The sequence below is a fragment of the Pseudomonas syringae genome, assembly GCF_021605415.1.
Classification (GTDB): Bacteria; Pseudomonadota; Gammaproteobacteria; order Pseudomonadales; family Pseudomonadaceae; genus Aquipseudomonas; species Aquipseudomonas syringae_S.
Map to the genome: position 1 here is coordinate 133,715 of NZ_WKEQ01000008.1, position 17,522 is coordinate 151,236.

20 protein-coding genes are annotated in these 17,522 nt (G+C 58.1%); 15 read left to right on the forward strand and 5 right to left on the reverse strand.

From position 1 onward, the window contains the following. Nucleotides 1-22: 22 nt before the first annotated feature. The 4 genes from rfbD to rfbB are packed head-to-tail and all read right to left on the reverse strand — an operon-like array spanning nt 23 to nt 3,397. A complete protein-coding gene (gene rfbD / locus GIW69_RS07995) occupies nt 23-904 on the reverse strand; it encodes a dTDP-4-dehydrorhamnose reductase (protein WP_496570905.1) in 882 nt (293 codons plus the stop codon). Further along, a complete protein-coding gene (gene rfbC, locus GIW69_RS08000) occupies nt 901-1,446 on the reverse strand; it encodes a dTDP-4-dehydrorhamnose 3,5-epimerase (protein WP_236481589.1) in 546 nt (181 codons plus the stop codon). The genes rfbD and rfbC overlap by 4 nt, the downstream gene beginning before the upstream one ends. Continuing rightward, the gene (rfbA, locus tag GIW69_RS08005) at nt 1,443-2,318 is read right to left on the reverse strand and encodes a glucose-1-phosphate thymidylyltransferase RfbA (protein ID WP_236481590.1); all 876 of its coding nucleotides are present in this window, start codon (nt 2,316-2,318) and stop codon (nt 1,443-1,445) included. The genes rfbC and rfbA overlap by 4 nt, the downstream gene beginning before the upstream one ends. Beyond that, entirely contained in the window at nt 2,315-3,397 is a 1,083-nt protein-coding gene (gene rfbB, locus GIW69_RS08010) for a dTDP-glucose 4,6-dehydratase (protein WP_236481591.1), read from the reverse strand. The genes rfbA and rfbB overlap by 4 nt, the downstream gene beginning before the upstream one ends. 226 nt (nt 3,398-3,623) lie before the next feature. On the opposite strand from rfbB, the gene GIW69_RS08015 reads away from it, so the two are divergent. The 9 genes from GIW69_RS08015 to GIW69_RS08055 all read left to right on the forward strand — a co-directional run bounded on the left by GIW69_RS08015 (nt 3,624) and on the right by GIW69_RS08055 (nt 13,408). Continuing rightward, nucleotides 3,624-6,536 (forward strand): aminotransferase, encoded by a 2,913-nt coding sequence (locus GIW69_RS08015; protein ID WP_236481592.1) that lies wholly within the window; start codon nt 3,624-3,626, stop codon nt 6,534-6,536. A 284-nt stretch (nt 6,537-6,820) separates the two neighbouring features. Continuing rightward, nucleotides 6,821-7,699 (forward strand): N-carbamoylputrescine amidase, encoded by an 879-nt coding sequence (gene aguB, locus GIW69_RS08020; protein WP_236481593.1) that lies wholly within the window; start codon nt 6,821-6,823, stop codon nt 7,697-7,699. A gap of 5 nt (nt 7,700-7,704) precedes the next feature. After that, nucleotides 7,705-8,811 (forward strand): agmatine deiminase, encoded by a 1,107-nt coding sequence (aguA, locus tag GIW69_RS08025; protein WP_236481594.1) that lies wholly within the window; start codon nt 7,705-7,707, stop codon nt 8,809-8,811. Nucleotides 8,812-9,055: 244 nt separating this feature from the next. Then, complete coding sequence (locus tag GIW69_RS08030; RefSeq protein WP_236481595.1) at nt 9,056-9,268, forward strand: hypothetical protein; 213 nt, start codon at nt 9,056-9,058, stop codon at nt 9,266-9,268. A 410-nt stretch (nt 9,269-9,678) separates the two neighbouring features. Continuing rightward, a complete protein-coding gene (locus GIW69_RS08035; protein WP_236481596.1) occupies nt 9,679-10,965 on the forward strand; it encodes an OprD family porin in 1,287 nt (428 codons plus the stop codon). Nucleotides 10,966-11,195: 230 nt separating this feature from the next. Then, nucleotides 11,196-11,942 carry a 2OG-Fe dioxygenase family protein gene (locus GIW69_RS08040; RefSeq protein WP_236481597.1) on the forward strand — a complete coding sequence of 249 codons (747 nt, stop codon included), beginning with the start codon at nt 11,196-11,198 and terminating at the stop codon, nt 11,940-11,942. 79 nt (nt 11,943-12,021) lie between these two features. Continuing rightward, nucleotides 12,022-12,399: a GNAT family N-acetyltransferase gene (locus GIW69_RS08045; RefSeq protein ID WP_236481670.1), complete on the forward strand. Its 378-nt coding sequence runs from the start codon at nt 12,022-12,024 to the stop codon at nt 12,397-12,399. Next, on the forward strand, nt 12,396-13,112 hold the full coding sequence (locus tag GIW69_RS08050) for an AzlC family ABC transporter permease (RefSeq protein ID WP_236481598.1): 717 nt from the start codon (nt 12,396-12,398) through the stop codon (nt 13,110-13,112). The genes GIW69_RS08045 and GIW69_RS08050 overlap by 4 nt, the downstream gene beginning before the upstream one ends. Beyond that, nucleotides 13,091-13,408: an AzlD domain-containing protein gene (locus GIW69_RS08055; protein ID WP_236481599.1), complete on the forward strand. Its 318-nt coding sequence runs from the start codon at nt 13,091-13,093 to the stop codon at nt 13,406-13,408. The genes GIW69_RS08050 and GIW69_RS08055 overlap by 22 nt, the downstream gene beginning before the upstream one ends. Here the strand turns inward: GIW69_RS08055 and GIW69_RS08060 are convergent. Continuing rightward, nucleotides 13,325-14,251, reverse strand: a complete 927-nt coding sequence (locus GIW69_RS08060) for a LysR family transcriptional regulator (RefSeq protein ID WP_236481600.1) — start codon at nt 14,249-14,251, stop codon at nt 13,325-13,327. The two genes, GIW69_RS08055 and GIW69_RS08060, sit on opposite strands and share 84 nt — an antisense overlap. A gap of 468 nt (nt 14,252-14,719) precedes the next feature. Here GIW69_RS08060 and GIW69_RS08065 point away from each other — a divergent pair, with 468 nt between their 5' ends. The 6 genes from GIW69_RS08065 (at nt 14,720) to GIW69_RS08090 (ending at nt 17,495) form a co-directional block, all read left to right on the forward strand. Further along, nucleotides 14,720-15,010: a type II toxin-antitoxin system RelB/DinJ family antitoxin gene (locus GIW69_RS08065; protein ID WP_236481601.1), complete on the forward strand. Its 291-nt coding sequence runs from the start codon at nt 14,720-14,722 to the stop codon at nt 15,008-15,010. Between the two features lie 74 nt (nt 15,011-15,084). Next, nucleotides 15,085-15,288, forward strand: a complete 204-nt coding sequence (locus GIW69_RS08070) for a type II toxin-antitoxin system YafQ family toxin (protein WP_236481602.1) — start codon at nt 15,085-15,087, stop codon at nt 15,286-15,288. A 120-nt stretch (nt 15,289-15,408) separates the two neighbouring features. Further along, nucleotides 15,409-15,819, forward strand: a complete 411-nt coding sequence (locus GIW69_RS08075) for an MbcA/ParS/Xre antitoxin family protein (RefSeq protein ID WP_236481603.1) — start codon at nt 15,409-15,411, stop codon at nt 15,817-15,819. Beyond that, complete coding sequence (locus tag GIW69_RS08080; protein ID WP_236481604.1) at nt 15,816-16,496, forward strand: RES family NAD+ phosphorylase; 681 nt, start codon at nt 15,816-15,818, stop codon at nt 16,494-16,496. The genes GIW69_RS08075 and GIW69_RS08080 overlap by 4 nt, the downstream gene beginning before the upstream one ends. 127 nt (nt 16,497-16,623) lie before the next feature. After that, the gene (locus tag GIW69_RS08085; RefSeq protein WP_236481605.1) at nt 16,624-16,842 is read left to right on the forward strand and encodes a tautomerase family protein; all 219 of its coding nucleotides are present in this window, start codon (nt 16,624-16,626) and stop codon (nt 16,840-16,842) included. Further along, complete coding sequence (locus tag GIW69_RS08090) at nt 16,839-17,495, forward strand: DsbA family oxidoreductase (RefSeq protein WP_236481606.1); 657 nt, start codon at nt 16,839-16,841, stop codon at nt 17,493-17,495. The genes GIW69_RS08085 and GIW69_RS08090 overlap by 4 nt, the downstream gene beginning before the upstream one ends. Nucleotides 17,496-17,522 lie beyond the last annotated feature (27 nt).

Consider the following 17,522-nt stretch of genomic DNA (forward strand, 5'->3'; position numbering starts at 1 on the left):
GGGGGTACAGGCGCCATTATGCCTAGCCTTGATGGGCAAGACACTCGCGCAGCGCGGTTTGCCAGTCCGGCTGACTGACACCCCATTCTCGCTGCAGGCGACTGCAATCCAGCCGCGAGTTTTGCGGGCGAGCCGCCGGTGTCGAGTAATCGCTTGCCGGGATGGGCAGCAGGTTTGCGCAGGGTTTGCCACGCAGGCGCAGGTCTTCGCCGATGGCCTGGGCAAAGCCGAACCACGACGTCTCGCCTTTTGCAGTCAGGTGGTAGGTGCCCCAGGCGCCGGCGTTGCCGTTGTTCCAGCGTTCAACCAGCGCCAGCGTGCTGTCGGCAATCGTGCCCGCCCACGTCGGCGCGCCGATCTGGTCGCAGACCACGCGCAATTCCGGCTTCTCGGCCAGCAGCCGTTGCATGGTCAGCAGAAAATTGCGCCCGTGCCGGGAATACACCCAACTGGTGCGTAGAATCAGGTGTTTGCCACCAACTGCCGCAATGGCCTGTTCGCCCGCGAGTTTGCTCTTGCCGTAAACCCCCAGCGGCGCAGGGTTGTCGGTCTCGACATAGGGCGTGGTTTTCTGACCGTCGAACACGTAGTCGGTGGAGTAGTGGATCAGCGGAATGTCCAGATCCATTGCCTGCTCGGCAAGCACCTGCGGCGCGGTCGCATTGATGGCGAAGGCCAGCTCCGGCTCGCTTTCGGCCTGATCTACCGCGGTGTGGGCCGCGGCGTTGATGATCAGGTCGGGGCAGATTCGCTGGATGTGCTCGCGGATCATGTCCGGCCGGGTCAGGTCGAGGCGGTCGCGGCCCAGAGCGATCAATTCGCCGGAGCCGGTGAAACGTTGCAGCAGCTCACGGGCGACCTGACCGTGTTCGCCGCAGATCAGTATTTTCAACGCTTTTTTCATGGGAACAGGTCGGCCTCTGCCAGGCTTCGGCCGCGCTGGTCTTTCTCCGACAGCTGCGGCGCTTCATCGAGTTGCCAGTCGATCGCCAATTGCGAATCGTCCCAGCGGATGCAGCGCTCGGCGCTCGGCGCGTAGTAGTCAGTGGTCTTGTAGAGGAATTCGGCGTCATCGCTCAGCACCATGAAACCGTGGGCGAAACCTTCTGGCACCCAGAGCTGGCGATTGTTCTGCGCCGACAGGCGAACGGCCACCCAGCGCCCGAAGGTCGGCGAGCTGCGGCGGATGTCCACCGCCACGTCGAGTACTTCGCCAGCGATCACCCGCACCAATTTGCCCTGGGTCTGTTCGAGCTGATAGTGCAGGCCCCGCAGAACGCCCTTGCGCGAGCGTGAGTGGTTGTCCTGGACGAAGGCGTTCTTTATCCCTGTGGCGTCTTCGAACGCGCGGGCGTTGAAGCTTTCATAGAAAAAACCACGTTCGTCGCCGAAGACTTTCGGCTCAATGATCAAGACCTCGGGCAGCTCGGTAGCGATGACTTTCATTGGCTTTCTCCGGCAATCGTGAACAGGTACTGGCCATAGCCGGTCTTGCCAAAATACTGGGCGCGTTCGAGCAGGTAATCGCGGCTGATCCAGCCGTTCTGATAGGCGATTTCTTCCAGGCAGGCGACTTTCAGGCCCTGTCGATGTTCGATGGTTTGCACGTATTGCGAGGCTTCGAGCAGGCTGTCGTGCGTGCCCGTATCGAGCCAGGCGAAACCTCGGCCAAAACGCTCGACCTGCAAGTCTCCGCGTTGCAGGTAGGCATTGTTGACGTCGGTGATCTCCAGTTCGCCCCGTGGCGACGGTTTGACAGCCTTGGCGATCCTGATCACATCGTTGTCGTAGAAATACAGGCCGGTGACGGCATAGCTGGACTTAGGCTTCCGCGGTTTTTCTTCGATGGACAGGGCGCGGCCTTCGCTGTCGAAGTCGATCACGCCGAAGCGCTCCGGATCCTTCACCCAATAGCCGAATACGGTGGCGCCGGTTTTCTGCTCGGCGGCTTTTTTAAGCTGCTCGCCGAAGTATTGGCCGTGGAAAATGTTATCGCCCAAGATCAGGCACACCGGATCGTCGCCGATGAACTGCTCGCCGATCAGGAAAGCCTGGGCGAGGCCATCCGGGGACGGTTGCTCTGCATAACTGAAGGTGACGCCGAACTGGCTGCCGTCACCCAGCAGGTTGCGGTACTGCGGCAGATCCTGGGGCGTGGAAATCACCAGGATGTCCTTGATGCCGGCGAGCATCAGCACCGAGATCGGGTAATAGATCATCGGTTTGTCGTACACCGGCAACAGCTGTTTGGACACGCCGAGGGTGATCGGATGCAGGCGAGTGCCCGAGCCGCCGGCCAAAACAATTCCCTTCATCATGCGAGCAGATCCTTGTGGTCGGTGCAGCCAAGTCGTTCGCCCTGATAGCTGCCGTCTTGCACGCGACGGCACCACTCCAGGTTTTTCAGGTACCACTGCACCGTTTTGCGCAGGCCGGTTTCGAAGGTTTCTTCAGGCACCCAGCCCAGTTCGCGTTCGATCTTGTCGGCGTCGATGGCATAACGCAGGTCGTGGCCCGGGCGATCCTTGACGAAGGTGATCAGGTCGGCGAAGTGCCCGACACCGTCCGGTTTGTGCGGTGCGAGTTCTTCGAGCAATGCGCAGATGCCACGCACCACGTCGATGTTCTTTTGCTCGTTGTGGCCGCCGATGTTGTAGGTCTCACCGACCTTGCCTTCGGTGACGACCTTGAGCAGCGCGCGGGCGTGATCGTCGACGAACAGCCAGTCACGCACTTGCAACCCGTTGCCATAGACCGGCAGGGGTTTACCCGCCAATGCGTTGAGAATCACCAGAGGAATGAGTTTTTCCGGGAAGTGGAACGGCCCGTAATTGTTCGAGCAATTGGTCAGCAGTACCGGCAAGCCGTAGGTGCGCTGCCAGGCGCGCACCAGATGATCGGACGCAGCCTTGCTCGCGGAATAAGGCGAGCTCGGCGCATACGGCGTAGTTTCGGTGAACAGGTCATCGACGCCGTGCAGGTCGCCATACACCTCGTCGGTAGAAATGTGATGGAACCGAAACGCACTTTTTTCCGGCTCGGCCAGGTCTTGCCAATACGCGCGTGCAGCTTCCAGCAGGCTGTAGGTGCCGACGATATTGGTCTGGATGAAGTCCGACGGACCGTCAATGGAGCGGTCGACATGAGACTCGGCTGCCAGATGCATGATGGCCTGTGGCTGAAAGCGTTCGAGGACAGCGCTCACAGTGGCCTGGTCGACGATGTCGGCCTGCACGAACTCATAGCGGCTGTCGCTAGCGATGCTGGTCAGCGATTCGAGATTGCCCGCATAGGTCAGTTTGTCGAGGTTGAGCACTTCGTGCCCGGTGTTGCGAATCAGGTGGCGAACCAGTGCGGAGCCAATGAAACCGGCGCCGCCGGTGATAAGAATGCGCATGCAGGCTAGCCTTTTTCCGTAAGACGATATAGCGAATGGAGCATAGCTTGTCGGCAGGCGGGGGGCGGTGCAAGAGGGTTGTTGCGGGTATTTGTGCTTCAGGGCGTGTTACCGGCCGCTATTCGACGCACGGGCGTGCCGGATCAGTTGCTCTGGCGGGCGGGGGTTGCGTATCGCCTCGCGCAGTGGCGATATAGGCGCCTAATAAAATCTCAGGGGTCGTTCCATGTCGCTCGTCACGTTGATTCATCGTGCCAGTTTGCCCAGCCCGCAGGTTTCTGGGGAACAGGCACGGCAATTGCTGGCGGAGCATTACGGCCTCGGCGGTGCGTTGCAGGCGCTGGGCAGCCAGCAGGATCTTAATTTTCGTGTGGACGGCGGGCCCGAACGATTCGTGCTGAAAATCTGTCGCGGCGATTATTCGGCGGTGGAGTTGCAAGCCCAGCATGCCGCACTCAAACATCTCCACGAGCATTCGAAGGTGCCCGTACCGCGCGTGGTTCCGGCGCTCAGTGGCCAGGATCTGCTAACGCTCGAAGTCGCCGGGCAAACCGTGCATGTGCGTTTGCTGGAATACATCGAAGGCCAGCCGCTGACTGATCTCGATCACCTGGATAATGCCGTGGTCAGCGGATTTGGCCGGCTCTGCGGTGAGATGGATCTGGCTCTCGCCGGTTTCGATCATCCGGGCCTCGAACGGACGCTGCAATGGGATGCCCGTCATGCCAGCGCGCTGATCGCCCACTTGCTGCCGGTGATCGAAAACGAGCATCAGCGCGCCGTGATCGCTGACGCCGCCGAACAAGCTGAAAAGCGCTTGCGGCCGCTGTTGGCGATGCTGCCGGTGCAGGCGATCCACATGGACATCACTGACGACAATGCTGTCTGGCAGCGTGATGCCCAGCGGAATTGGCAATTGCAGGGCGTGATCGATTTTGGCGATCTGATCCGCACCTGGCGCATCACCGATCTGTCGGTGACCTGCGCGGCGCTGCTGCACCATGCCGGCGGCGACCCGTTTGTGATTCTGCCGGCGGTGCGGGCGTACCACGCGGTCAATCCGCTGCAGCTTGAAGAACTGCAGGCGCTGTGGCCGTTGATCGTCGCGCGCGCTGCCGTGTTGGTGCTCAGTGGCGAACAACAGGTCAGCATTGACCCAAGCAATGCCTACAGCCGCGATAACCTCACCCATGAATGGGAAATTTTCCACGTGGCTACTTCTGTGCCGCTGGAATTAATGGAAGCGGCGATTTTGACGGCGCTCGGCCAGTCGCTGCCGGACATTGCCGATGAAGGTTTCGCGCCGTTATTGCCAAGTCTGGTCGGGCGCGAATTCGCCTTGATCGATCTCGGCGTCCTCAGCCCGCATTTCGAGGCGGGGAACTGGGAGCAGGAAGGCATTGATCAGCGTTTGCTCGATGAAGCGGCGGCGGCCCATGGTTTAGCGGCGAGCCGTTACGGTCAGTACCGTTTGTCGCGCACTCGGCCGGACAGCGCCGACGAGCCCGACACTTTTCCATTGCATGTCGAATTGCGCGTGCCAAGTGGCACGACCGTGGAAGCGCCGTTTGCCGGTGTGTTGCACCACGCGGCGGATGGCTCGTTGCGACTCGATGGCGTGAAGTCGAGCGTGCGTCTATCGGGTGTGACGCCGACACTGCACGCCGGTGCCTCATTGGTTAAAGGCCAAGTGCTCGGCTCGGTCAGCGATGGATTAATCGTGCAACTGAGTCGTAACGGGCAGATCGACGCACCGTTGTTTTGCACGCCTTCACGCGCGGCGGCGTGGCAGGCACTGTGTCCCTCGCCTGCAGCTTTGCTCGGCCTTGCCTGTGACGCCGAGCCGGAGCTGGATTCACAAACCTTGCTGGAGCGCCGCGACGCCAGTTTCGCCCGCACGCAAAAACACTATTACGTCGATCCGCCGCGCATCGAACGTGGCTGGCGCAATCATCTGATCGACATGCAAGGTCGTTCCTATCTCGACATGCTCAACAACGTCGCCGTGCTTGGCCATGGCCATCCACGGATGGCGGCGGTCGCCAGCCGTCAGTGGTCGCTGCTCAACACCAACTCGCGTTTCAACTACGCGGCGGTGGCGGAGTTTTCCGAGCGTTTGCTGAAGCTCGCGCCGCAGGGCATGGATCGCGTATTCCTGGTCAACAGCGGCAGCGAGGCTAACGATCTGGCCATCCGCCTGGCGTGGGCTTACAGCGGCGGCCGCGACATGATCAGCGTACTTGAGGCATACCACGGCTGGACGGTGGGCGCGGACGCGGTTTCGACCTCGATTGCCGACAACCCGCGCGCGCTCAGCAGCCGTCCGGACTGGGTGCACCCGGTGACGGCGCCGAATACCTATCGCGGCGAATTCCGTGGCGCGGACTCAGCGCCGCAGTACGTGCGCAGCGTCGAGCATCATCTGGAAAAAATCGCTGCCGAGAAGCGTCAACTGGCCGGATTTATCTGTGAACCGGTGTACGGCAATGCCGGCGGCATTTCGCTGCCGGCGGGTTATCTGAAAGAGGTGTATGCGTTGGTGCGCGCTCAGGGCGGGGTATGCATCGCCGATGAAGTGCAGGTCGGTTATGGACGCATGGGCCATTTCTTTTGGGGCTTCGAAGAGCAAGGCGTGGTGCCCGACATTATTTGCATGGCCAAAGGCATGGGCAATGGGCAGCCACTGGGCGCGGTGATCACCCGTCGGGACATCGCCGAAGCGCTGGAGGCCGAGGGTTATTTCTTCTCGTCTGCCGGCGGCAGCCCGGTGAGCTGTCAGATCGGCATGGCCGTGCTGGATGTGATGGAAGAGGAAAATCTTTGGAAAAACGCTCAGGTGGTCGGCGGCCATTTCAAGGCGCGGCTGCAAGCGTTGATCGATAAACATCCGCTGGTGGGCGCGGTGCACGGTTCTGGTTTTTATCTGGGCGTGGAATTGATCCGAAACCGCGAGACGTTAGAGCCGGCGACCGAGGAAACCACGCGGTTGTGTGATCGGTTGCGCGAGCTGGGGATTTTCATGCAGCCCACCGGCGATTTCCTCAACTTGTTAAAAATCAAACCGCCGATGGTCACGTCGCAACGCAGCGTGGACTTCTTCGTCGACATGCTCGACCGCGTACTCGCGGAAGGCCTGTAACTCACCCCTGTATGAGCTGCCGCAGGCTGCGCTCTTTTGATTTTGTGTTTTAAAAGTCAAAAGAGCGCAGCCTGCGGCAGCTCCTGCAGAGGAAATGTTAAGCCGATAGTTATCGGTTTAATTTCGACAAAATACGACAGGATGATTTTTTAAAGCTTCTAAAGTCGATTTATATCGGCTATAAAGTCGCCATCGCTCCGGTGTGGCGTCGTCATGTCCGGTGCAGCGCTTTTTGTCATCGGTCGAACGCCTTCGACCGTCAAGCACTTGTCCGGAGATGATTCATGAGCCGTATCGTTACCGTTGCCGCCACCCAGATGGCCTGTTCCTGGGATCTCGATGCCAATCTGGAAATCGCCGAAAGGCTGGTGCGCGAAGCCGCTGCCAAGGGCGCGCAGATCATTCTTATCCAGGAACTGTTCGAAACGCCGTATTTCTGCCAGAAACCGAATCCGGATTACCTGCAACTGGCGACGTCTGTCGAAAACAACGTGGCCATCAAGCATTTCCAAAAGATCGCCAAGGAGTTGCAGGTCGTTTTGCCGATCAGCTTCTACGAACTGGCCGGCCGCGCGCGCTTCAACAGCATTGCGATCATCGACGCCGACGGCAGCAACCTCGGGATATATCGTAAAAGCCACATCCCGGACGGCCCGGGCTATCACGAGAAGTATTACTTCAACCCGGGCGACACCGGTTTCAAGGTGTGGAACACCCGTTACGCGAAAATCGGCGTGGGTATCTGCTGGGATCAGTGGTTCCCGGAAGCAGCGCGGGCCATGGCGTTGCAAGGTGCGGAGCTTCTGTTTTACCCGACCGCCATCGGCAGCGAGCCTCACGACAAGACCATTTCTTCGCGCGATCACTGGCAGCGTGTGCAACAGGGCCATGCTGGCGCCAACCTGATGCCGCTGATCGCCAGCAACCGTATTGGTAATGAAGAGCAGGACGGCTACGACATCACCTTTTATGGTTCGTCATTCATCGCCAACCAGTTCGGCGAAAAAGTCGAGGAACTGAACACCACTGAAGAGGGCGTCCTGGTGCACAGTTTCGACCTCGACGCGCTCGAACACACACGCAGTGCATGGGGTTCATTCCGTGATCGGCGTCCGAACCTGTACAGTGCGCTGAAAACCCTCGACGGATCCCTGGAGTCCTGAACGCCATGACCACTTTGAACACCACGCCGCGCGACGACGGCTTTCACATGCCGGCCGAGTGGGCGCCGCAGACTCAGACCTGGATGATCTGGCCCGAGCGCCCGGACAACTGGCGTCTGGGCGGCAAACCCGCGCAAGCCGCCCACGTCGCGGTGGCCAAGGCCATCGCTCGTTTCGAGCCGGTGACCGTCGCGGTCTCCGCCGGCCAGTACGAAAACGCCCGCGCCCGTCTCGACATGCCGAATATTCGTGTGGTCGAGATGTCCAGCGATGATGCCTGGGTACGCGACAGCGGGCCGACGTTCGTCATCAACAACACCGGCGAAGTGCGCGGCGTGAACTGGGATTTCAACGCCTGGGGCGGTTTTGATGGCGGCCTGTATTCGCCGTGGAACCGCGACTCCCAGGTCGGCGGCAAGATCCTTGAGATCGAGCGCAGTCCGCGCTATCGCACTGAAGGCTTCGTGCTTGAAGGCGGCTCGATCCACGTCGATGGCGAAGGCACCCTGATTACTACCGAAGAATGCCTGCTCAACCGCAATCGCAACCCGCATTTGGGGCGCGAAGAAATCGAAGCGGTGCTCAGCGCCAATCTGGCTGTGGATAAAATCATTTGGCTGCCGGACGGTCTGTTCAACGACGAAACCGACGGCCATGTGGATAACTTCTGCTGCTACGTGCGTCCGGGCGAAGTACTGCTGGCGTGGACCGATGATCCGCAGGATCCGAATTTTGCGCGCTGCCAGGCTGCCATGAAAGTGCTCGAAAGCAGCACCGACGCCAAGGGCCGCCCGTTCACGGTGCACAAAATGCCGATTCCGGGACCACTGTTCGCCACCGAAGAAGAATGCGCCGGTGTCGATCCGGTGGACGGCACGCAAGAGCGTAATCCTACGGTTCGCCTGGCCGGTTCCTATGTGAATTTTCTGATCGTCAACGGCGGCATCATCGCGCCGAGCTTCGACGATCCAATGGACGGGCCAGCCAAGGAAATCCTCAAGAACCTGTTCCCGCAGCACGAAGTGGTGATGGTGCCGGGTCGTGAACTGTTACTGGGCGGCGGCAACATTCACTGCCTTACCCAACAACAGCCAGCGCCGCACAAGGAATGAGTGAAGACGTAACAGCTTGAGTAGATTGCAATATTCGCTCAGGCCACGATTCGCGCCGTTTCAAACCGAGAAGCCCGCACCCCGTCAGGAGCGCGGGCTTCTTTGTATCCGCGTATGGACAATGACGAACATTGGCATAGGTCTTGTATCGCTGGTTAAGCACTAGGGATGGGGAAAGAGCTTCAACAGTTCTGTCATAAACCTTGGATAACTTAGCCGCTCATGTACGGGAGAGAGCGCTGAAATGAACGCCGAAGTGAACGTAGTCAGCGAGCGGAACCTGCATCCCATGCCTGTCGATACCCAGTCGCTGCAAATCGTTGCGCACTGGTTGAAGTCCAATGGCTCGCGCCAGATCAGAGAAACCGATCTGCGACGAACCATGACCGAGCGATACCCCGCAGGGTTACTGACCGAGGCGGAACTCGAAGCGTTGTGGGATGTGATGGAAGGATAGAAATACGTAAAGGATCAATTAAAGCGCTGCCATCAAGGCAGCGTTTTTTTTTGTGCCCAAAAAATCTCGTCCTCTATGTAGGAGCTGTCGCAGGCTGCGATCTTTTGATCTTGCTCCGAATAAACCCTCTGAAAAAAGGCCTTTCCCAGCAATCAAAAATCGCAAAAACGCCTTTCCTTAGACTTTTTTCACCTATTTAAAGACCATTCTTGAAATTGACACATTGTCGAAGGCGCGGCTACGATTCGGCCCAACGCCTGTGGCCAACCGCCATGACCCAAAATAATAAAAAGGCCCGCCACGGTTTTTCCGTGGGCGGGCCTTTTTATTCGGGGGTGAAAAAAGAGTGCGAAAAGCGCCGTTTCAGCCGTTCGACACAGCGCGTTTCAACCCGTTATAAGGAAAACAAAATGTTGAACAAGCGTATCAGTCTGATCGCACTGGGGATGTTGAGCGCCACTTCGGTCATGGCAAACGACCAGGCCGAATCCAAAGGCTTTAAAGAAGACAGCAGTCTGAAAGTGCTGCTGCGTAACGCCTATATCAATCGTGACTACAAGGACGGTAACGACGACAAAGCCGAATGGGGCCAAGCCGCCATCGGTACGTTCTCGTCCGGCTTCACCCAAGGTACCGTAGGTGTAGGTGTGGACGCTTTCGGTCTGTACGCACTGCGTCTGGACGGCGGCAAGGGCCGCAGCGGCGCCGGCGGTATCGACTTCTTCAAGCAGGGCGACAGCGGCAATGCGGCTGACGATCTGTCCAAGTTCGGCGCGGCGGTAAAATTCCGTGTGTCCAACACTGTGCTGACCTACGGCGACCAGATGCCGGCACTGCCGGTGCTGAGCTACGACAACTCGCGCCTGCTGCCGGAAAGCTACACCGGTACTTTGATCACCTCCAAAGAGATTAAAGGCCTGGAGCTGAATGCCGGTCGTTTCACCGCCGAATCGCGCAAGAGCGCTGAAGGCCGTGACAGCGGTGGTCTGAAGTCGATCAACGTCATCGGCGGTAGCTACCAGTTCACCGAACAGTTCAAGGCTGCGCTGTACGCTTCCGACGTTGAAGACGTGTTGAAAAAGCAATACGTGAACGCCAACTACGTGTTGCCGATTGATAAGGATCAGTCCCTGACCCTGGACTTCAACGGCTACCGCACCAAGTTAGATAACTCGTATGTACGTGAAAACGGTATCACTGGCGACGACAACAAGATCTGGAGCCTGGCTGCGACTTTCGCTACCGGCCCGCACTCGTTCACCTTGGCGCACCAGCGTTCCACCGGCGACAGCAACCTGGGTTACGCCTATGGTGGCTACCAGAAAGGTCAAGGTCGTGTGGGCGATGGCGGCAACACCATCTACCTGGCCAACTCCTACTGGTCTGACTTCAACGCCGAAGACGAACGCAGCTGGCAGCTGGGCTACGGCCTGGACTTCAGTACGTTCGGCGTACCGGGTCTGAGCTACAACTTCGCTTACGTGCGTGGCGACAACATCACCACGTCCACCAGCGAGGGCGGCACAGAACGCGAGATCTTCAACCAGTTCAAATACGTCGTGCAAAGCGGCCCGGCCAAAGACCTGAGCGTAAGGCTGCGCAGTTCGATCCTGCGCGTGTCGCAGAAGTCCAGCGAGTACAACGTCAGCGGCAACGAGCTGCGTGTATTTGTGGATTACCCGATCAACGTCTTCTGATGATCGCTTGATTTGTTGAACTCGAAAAAAGCCCCGAACGGTTCGGGGTTTTTTTTCGACCGGTTATTGGCTCAAAACTGCAAAAAAACGCTGTTTTACCCATCTCAAGGTCCATTTGCAGTCACTTCAAGCCGCGCTTCAAACAGGGCTTTAAATGCCTGAAATTCTTTCTCATGGACGCAAATTCTCCACCTAATAAATTAGGCCGCTCAACGAGTGGAGATTTGGCAATGATCGTTTTGAATAGAGAAGTGGGCGAATCGCTACGGCGCGACAAGTACGTCAACGTCCAGGGTGGTGACTTCAATCTCTACGGTCATTTCGCCGACTTCGTCAGACTGACCAAGAGTTGGGAAAACATGGAACCCGACAGCTATTACGGTCAGGCCGAAGCCGGCATGCGCTACCGCCGTTACAGCGATTTTGAATACAACCCCAAGACCCGGGAGTTGAAGCAACTGGAACACCGCGCCTACGTGCAGTCCAAAGCCAACAATATGTATGTCGGCGGCGTCGTGCGGCACTTTCAGGATTTCTCCGATGAAGTGATTACTTCGCCAGTGATGCGCAGCCTCATCGACACCGATTTCGAAGTGTATAAAAGTGTCTTGCCGGAAGAGTTGCACGATGAAATCTGGCAATGCCAGATCCATCAGATCCGCATCGAAATCAAACCGGGCAAGCAATTGGAAATTACCCCGGAAGGTATTCACTGCGACGGTTATCCGTTCAGCGGCGTACATTTCTGGGGCCGCAACAACGTGGAAGGCGCCGAGAGCCGTTTGTACGACATCCACGAGCATCAACTCGCGTCGACCACGTACCAGGAAATTCTCGATACCACGTATTTCCTTGATCGCGACATGCGTCACTACGTAACCCCCGCGCGCAACAGCCACTCCCACGCCATGGCGTATCGGCAGATTCTGGCGATTTCTTTCTCGCGGCCCGGGACCGCTTTCGACATTGTTCGCTAATCAGATCACCCAAATCGATGGCGTCGAATGTTCGACGCCGGTGGTGTTGCGACGTGCCACCGCCAAGGACGCGCAGAATATGGAGCGTTTCTTTCGCCAGTTCGACGAAGTGTCCTTTTGTGAATGGCAAGATGCCAAATGTCTGCGCGGCGTGCTGATCCAGAAAACCACCACGGCGTATCTGGCCTTCGACGTCTGTGGCGAGATTGTCGGTGCGGTGCTCGGGGGTATGCTTGGCAGTCGCGGCACGATCAATCACCTGGCCGTGAGCCTGCGTTATCGAAGTCAAGGCGTGGGTCAGCGTCTGGTGGAGGCGGCGTCGGCCGAGATGAAACGGGTCGGTGTGCTGCGCATGTTTCTGTTCGTCGACGATGCCAACCTCGCGGGCAAGCGCTTTTGGGCGTCCCAGGGTTTTTGCGAGCCTCACGGCGAACGGACTTTTGAGAGGGATCTATGAATGAAACGTCCGGCAGTGCGCCGCTGATGGCTGATCGTCAGCCGTCGCGCACCTTTGCCGAAGCCAGCCCGGTCGTGGCCGGCTATTTCACTGTGTCGTTCGTGTTCGGCTTGATGGCGGTGAATGCCGGGCTGCCGGTGTGGCTACCGGTGGCGATGTGCTTGTTTGTCTATGCCGGCGCGTCACAGTTTGCGGCGCTGGCGCTGATCTCCAGCGGCGCCTCGCTGACCACCATTGTGCTGACCACGTTTTTGATCAACGCCCGGCACATGCTGATGTCGGTGTACATGGCCAAGGCGTTGCGGGCGCTCGGTCTGAGCCGAATGGAGCGTTGGTGCTACGCCGGCGGGCTGACCGATGAGTCGTTCGCCTTCCACAGCGTCAAGCTGGGCAAGGGCGCACCGGTGAACGTGCGTTATCTGATCGGTTTCAACCTGTTCTGCCACACCTCGTGGGTGCTCGGCGGATTGCTCGGCGCACTGTGCGCGCAATACGCGGCGCACCTGATCAAATATCAGCTCGACTACGCGTTGACGGCGATGATGCTCTACGTGCTGGTGTCGCTGTGCAACACGCCGAAAAAACTGATCGCCGCGTTGGCCGCCGTCCTGTGCATGGGGGCGCTGAGCCTGGTCGGAAGCTCGCCGTTTAACGTGTTCATTGCCACATTCGTGGGTTGCGGGGTGGGCGTATGCCTGACCAAACGTTCCTGATTCTGGTGGTCGTGCTGATGATGGCCGTGACCTTTTTGCCACGCGCGCTGCCGTTGCAGGTCAACACCGAACACTGGCCACCGTTCATCGCCCGGGCGTTGGAATACCTGCCGGTGGCGATCGTCGCTGCAATCAGCCTGACACCCTTGTTGATCAAGGATCAGCAGATCCAGCTCGACCGCCCGGAATTCTATGCCGCAGTTCCGACGTTGTTATGTGCGTATTTCAGCAAAAACCTCTTTCTCAGTGTGGCGGTTGGGACGGCTGCGTACATTGCGCTCGGCGCGTTCATGTAGCGGCAGCTCGATCACCTCGTTGAGCGCCTGGCCGGGCAATTCCGGGTTGTTCACCGCCAGGCGCACTTCGAGGAAGTCCTCGAACCCGGGAAAAATCGTCAGGCCGTTCTTTTGCGCGGCTTCGCGAGAGACCATGCCGACACCGTCCATCTGCGTAATGAGCGACAGTGTCAGGGTTTCGCTGCAGGAGTAGACCATGCGCTGGCTGTTCTCATGATTGCCCAGGCCCGCATCGAGAAAACGCAAAAAGCTGTGGGAATACGGACAATCTTCTGCGGGACGCACCTGAAACTTATTGCCCAGCAACGTCAGCGGGTCGTGTTCCTGACCGCAATGCGCGCCGACCACTTGCACCTGTACATCGGGCAGGACAATGCTCGGCAACCCCGGCCGCTGCGGGCCAATAAGTACCGCGAGGTCGAAGTCTTCATTCTTCAGCTTGCTGAGATTTTCCATCGACTCGGCGTAGCTGAATTCCATCTGGTAATCGGGAAACACCTCGATCAGCCGTCCGATCATTCGCCGGTTGAAGTCAGGCGCCAGCGTGGTGTTCAACGCGACCTTCAACGTCCGCTGGCCGGGCACCTTCAGCGCCTCGACTTTTTCTTCCATTTGCCGGGTGGCAATCAGCACTCTGTCCATAAAAGGTGTCAGCTCGGTGCCTTGCGGCGTCAGCGTCAGCCCTTTATTGGAACGGCGAAACAAGCGGAAACCGAACTGTTCTTCGACCTTGTTCAACTGCGCCGCCAATGCTTGCACGGTCAGGCACGAATGCTCGGCCGCAGCCGACAATGAGCCGGTCTGCACGATGCGCATGAGGTTGCGTAAGGTTCTGCTATCCATGGGTAATGCCCTCTAAAGTGGGCTGGGTATTGTTGGGTACGTAAATGCCGATCCGGCGGCGACTGCTGGGTATATTCCTGTACCTGAGCATAGTTGTCGCGGGTTTAGTAGCCAATTGCTGTCTCGGCCGATGGTTGGAGGCTGACACAGGATCGGGATTTTAGGAGGGATATGGGGGGATGGAGTCAAAAAAAATGTCGTGGGCAGGCGTTTTGAATGATCTCTGGGACAGAAACGGCCTACAAGTGGAATGAGTTATGCCTGAGATTTTCCGAGACAGATCCCATGTGCAGCGGCGAATCATGCTGATAGTGCAGTTCTGCAGAAGTGGGTGAAATAGCCCTTCAAACGATTAGTAAGTGCCATGAAAAACCGCTTATCAAAACAGCTTTGAATGACATCGATTCACCCCACCACAATGCAGAGGTAGCGCACATGTAGCTACAAAATCACTGTGAGGTAACTGAAATGGCTGCACTGCTAAAAACTACCGATGTGCGTTGCCGCATCGATGAGGATTTGAAAGCGCGTGCCACCGAAGTATTGAACGAATGCGGGCTGAGCATTAGCGATGCCATGCGTCTTTTTCTTCGTCAGGTCGTTGCGACTCGAGGATTGCCTTTCGAGGTTCGTGTGCCCTCGGACAAAACCGCCCGCGCAATGGCTGAAGCACGCATGATTCGTCAACGCTACGACTCGATAGACGACTTGCTTGAGGTCGCTGATGGCGAAACTGGAGAAAGCGCAAAAACGCGCTGAACGACCGAAACAGTGTGCCCAAACCTCTATTCAAAAAGTCCTGGGATCGTTACAAGCGTGCCGGGCGTCGGGATATGAACGAGGTGCGTAGCGTGATGGTGTCTCTCTTTCTCGGCGAGCAGTTAGCGGCGGAGTACTTGGATCATGCTCTGACCGGAGATTGGTCTGGTTTTCGGGAATGCCCTATCGGTGGCGATTTTCTGATGATCTATGAAAATACGCGTTCGGATCTGATTACATTTGTCGATTTGGGTAGTCATTCTGAATTGTTCAAGTGAGATTTTGCCCACATCAAACACCTCTCTCGGCAGTATTTCGTACATATTCGAATCATTCATCTGGAAAAATTCGTATCTGTACTATTATTTTTTTACGACTTAACGACATGAGAGGTGTCCGTGCAAAGCTCACCAGGAGCCCTCACTCCAGCACAACAACTCGACGCCCCCGAAACCGGCCGCGTCGCGCTGAAGTTCTTCTTCAACCTCATGGAGCGCTGGGGCTGCACCGCCGAGCAGCAACGTACCCTGCTGGGCAAAGTCGGCAACACGACGTTCTACAAATACAAACACCTGCCACCGAACATTCGTCTGCCCCACGACACCCTTGAGCGCATTTCCTACCTGATGGGCATTCACAAGGCGTTGAGCATCATCTTCAGCAACAGCCGTGAGCGCGCTTACACCTGGGTCAGCAGCCCGAACAGTGCCGCGCCGTTCAATGGTCAATCAGCGCTTGCGTACATGCTCGCGGGGCGGGTGGTGGACATTGCCGATGTGCGCCGCTACCTCGACGGGGTGCGCGGTTGAAGACGCCGGCGCTGGCCGAGCCGCAATGGACGCGGGCTTACCGAATCGTCAACAGCAGCTTCCCGCCGATTGCGTTGTTTGAAGACGTACTTGATCCCGAAGACCTCGAAATCGCTTACGCCCTCGAAGCGTTAACCAATGATCGGCTGATTGAGCAGGCGGGTGTGCTTGCGCGGGTGCGCCCCGAAGATCGTCTGTCTGGCCCCGGCTCGACGCCAGTGATGGCCGCGTTCACGCACATCGGCAAGGCCAGCCGTTTTACCGACGGCACGTACGGGGTCTACTACGCCGCCAGCAGCATGGCCGCCGCCATTGCCGAGACGAGTTTTCATCAGGAACGCTTCCTCGCCGCCACGAATGAAGCGGATCTCGAATTGACGCTGCGCGCCTACGTCAATCGGGTGGTGAAGCCGCTGCACGATATCCGCCGCGATTTCCCCGAGCTGCATGATCCCGACCCCAATGCCTACGGCCCATCACAGGTATTCGCCCGGCAATTGCGTGAAAATCTGTCGTGGGGCCTTCTCTATGACAGCGTCCGATTGCCCGGCCACGAGTGCGTCGCTGCGTTTCGGCCGCCAGCCGTATCCATTCCCAAGCAAGGGAAACACCTGCGTTACGTCTGGAATGCGACCGATCGGAAAATCTCCTTCGTGTTCGAAATCAGTCAGCTTTAAACCGATTGATTACATGGCTGTACAAATGAAGTACTCCGCCCCTACTTTTTCCCCTTCTGCCGCGCGCCTACATTGAGCCCCAACACCTGACCATCATCCTGACGGCAGGTCACTGGGAGAAATTCTCATGCCATTTGTCAGCGTCCGCATCACCCGCGACGGCGTCACCGCCGAACAAAAAGCCCAAGTGATTTCCGAGATCACCGAAACCCTGCAACGCGTCCTCAACAAAAGCCCCGAGCTGACCCATATCGTCATCGAAGAAGTCGACACCGATAACTGGGGTTACGCCGGCATGACCACCACCGAATATCGCCGACAACTGGCGGAGCGGGGCCAGTCATGAGCTCCCCCGTCACCATCGATTTCATCTCCGACGTGGTGTGCCCTTGGTGTGCATTGGGCGCGACGGCGCTAGAGCAAGCGATCCACAACCTGGCTGGTGAAGTCTCGGTAGAGCTGACTTACAAGCCTTTCGAGCTGAACCCGGACATGCCCGAAGAAGGTGAGCCCGCTGTAGAACACCTGATGCGCAAATACGGGCGCACCGCCGAAGACGTCGCTGCCGGCAAAGCCATGCAAATTGCTCGCGGCAAGGCGATCGGTTTCGAGTTTGATCTGGAGAAACGCACGCACTTTCGCAACACCTTCGATGCCCACCGCTTGCTGATGTGGGCCGCGCAGGAAGGACGCCAGGTCGCCCTGAAGAAAATCCTGCTGCGGGCTTACTTCCGCGACGGCGAAAACCCCAGCGACCGGCCCACTCTGGTGCGCCTGGCCGCCGAAGCGGGGCTGGACGCCGCCAAGGCTCGCAAAGTACTGGCCAACGATGAATACGCCAGCGAAGTGCGGCAACTGCAAGCGTTCTATCGGCAACACGGCATCAATTCGGTACCGGCGCTGATCCTCAACGGCAAGCACCTGGTTTCCGGATCGCAATCGGTCGAGTACTACGAACAGATGTTGAAACAAATGGCCGCAGCCCCCGCTGAAGCCTGATTCAAAACGAACTCAAACCTTTACTGA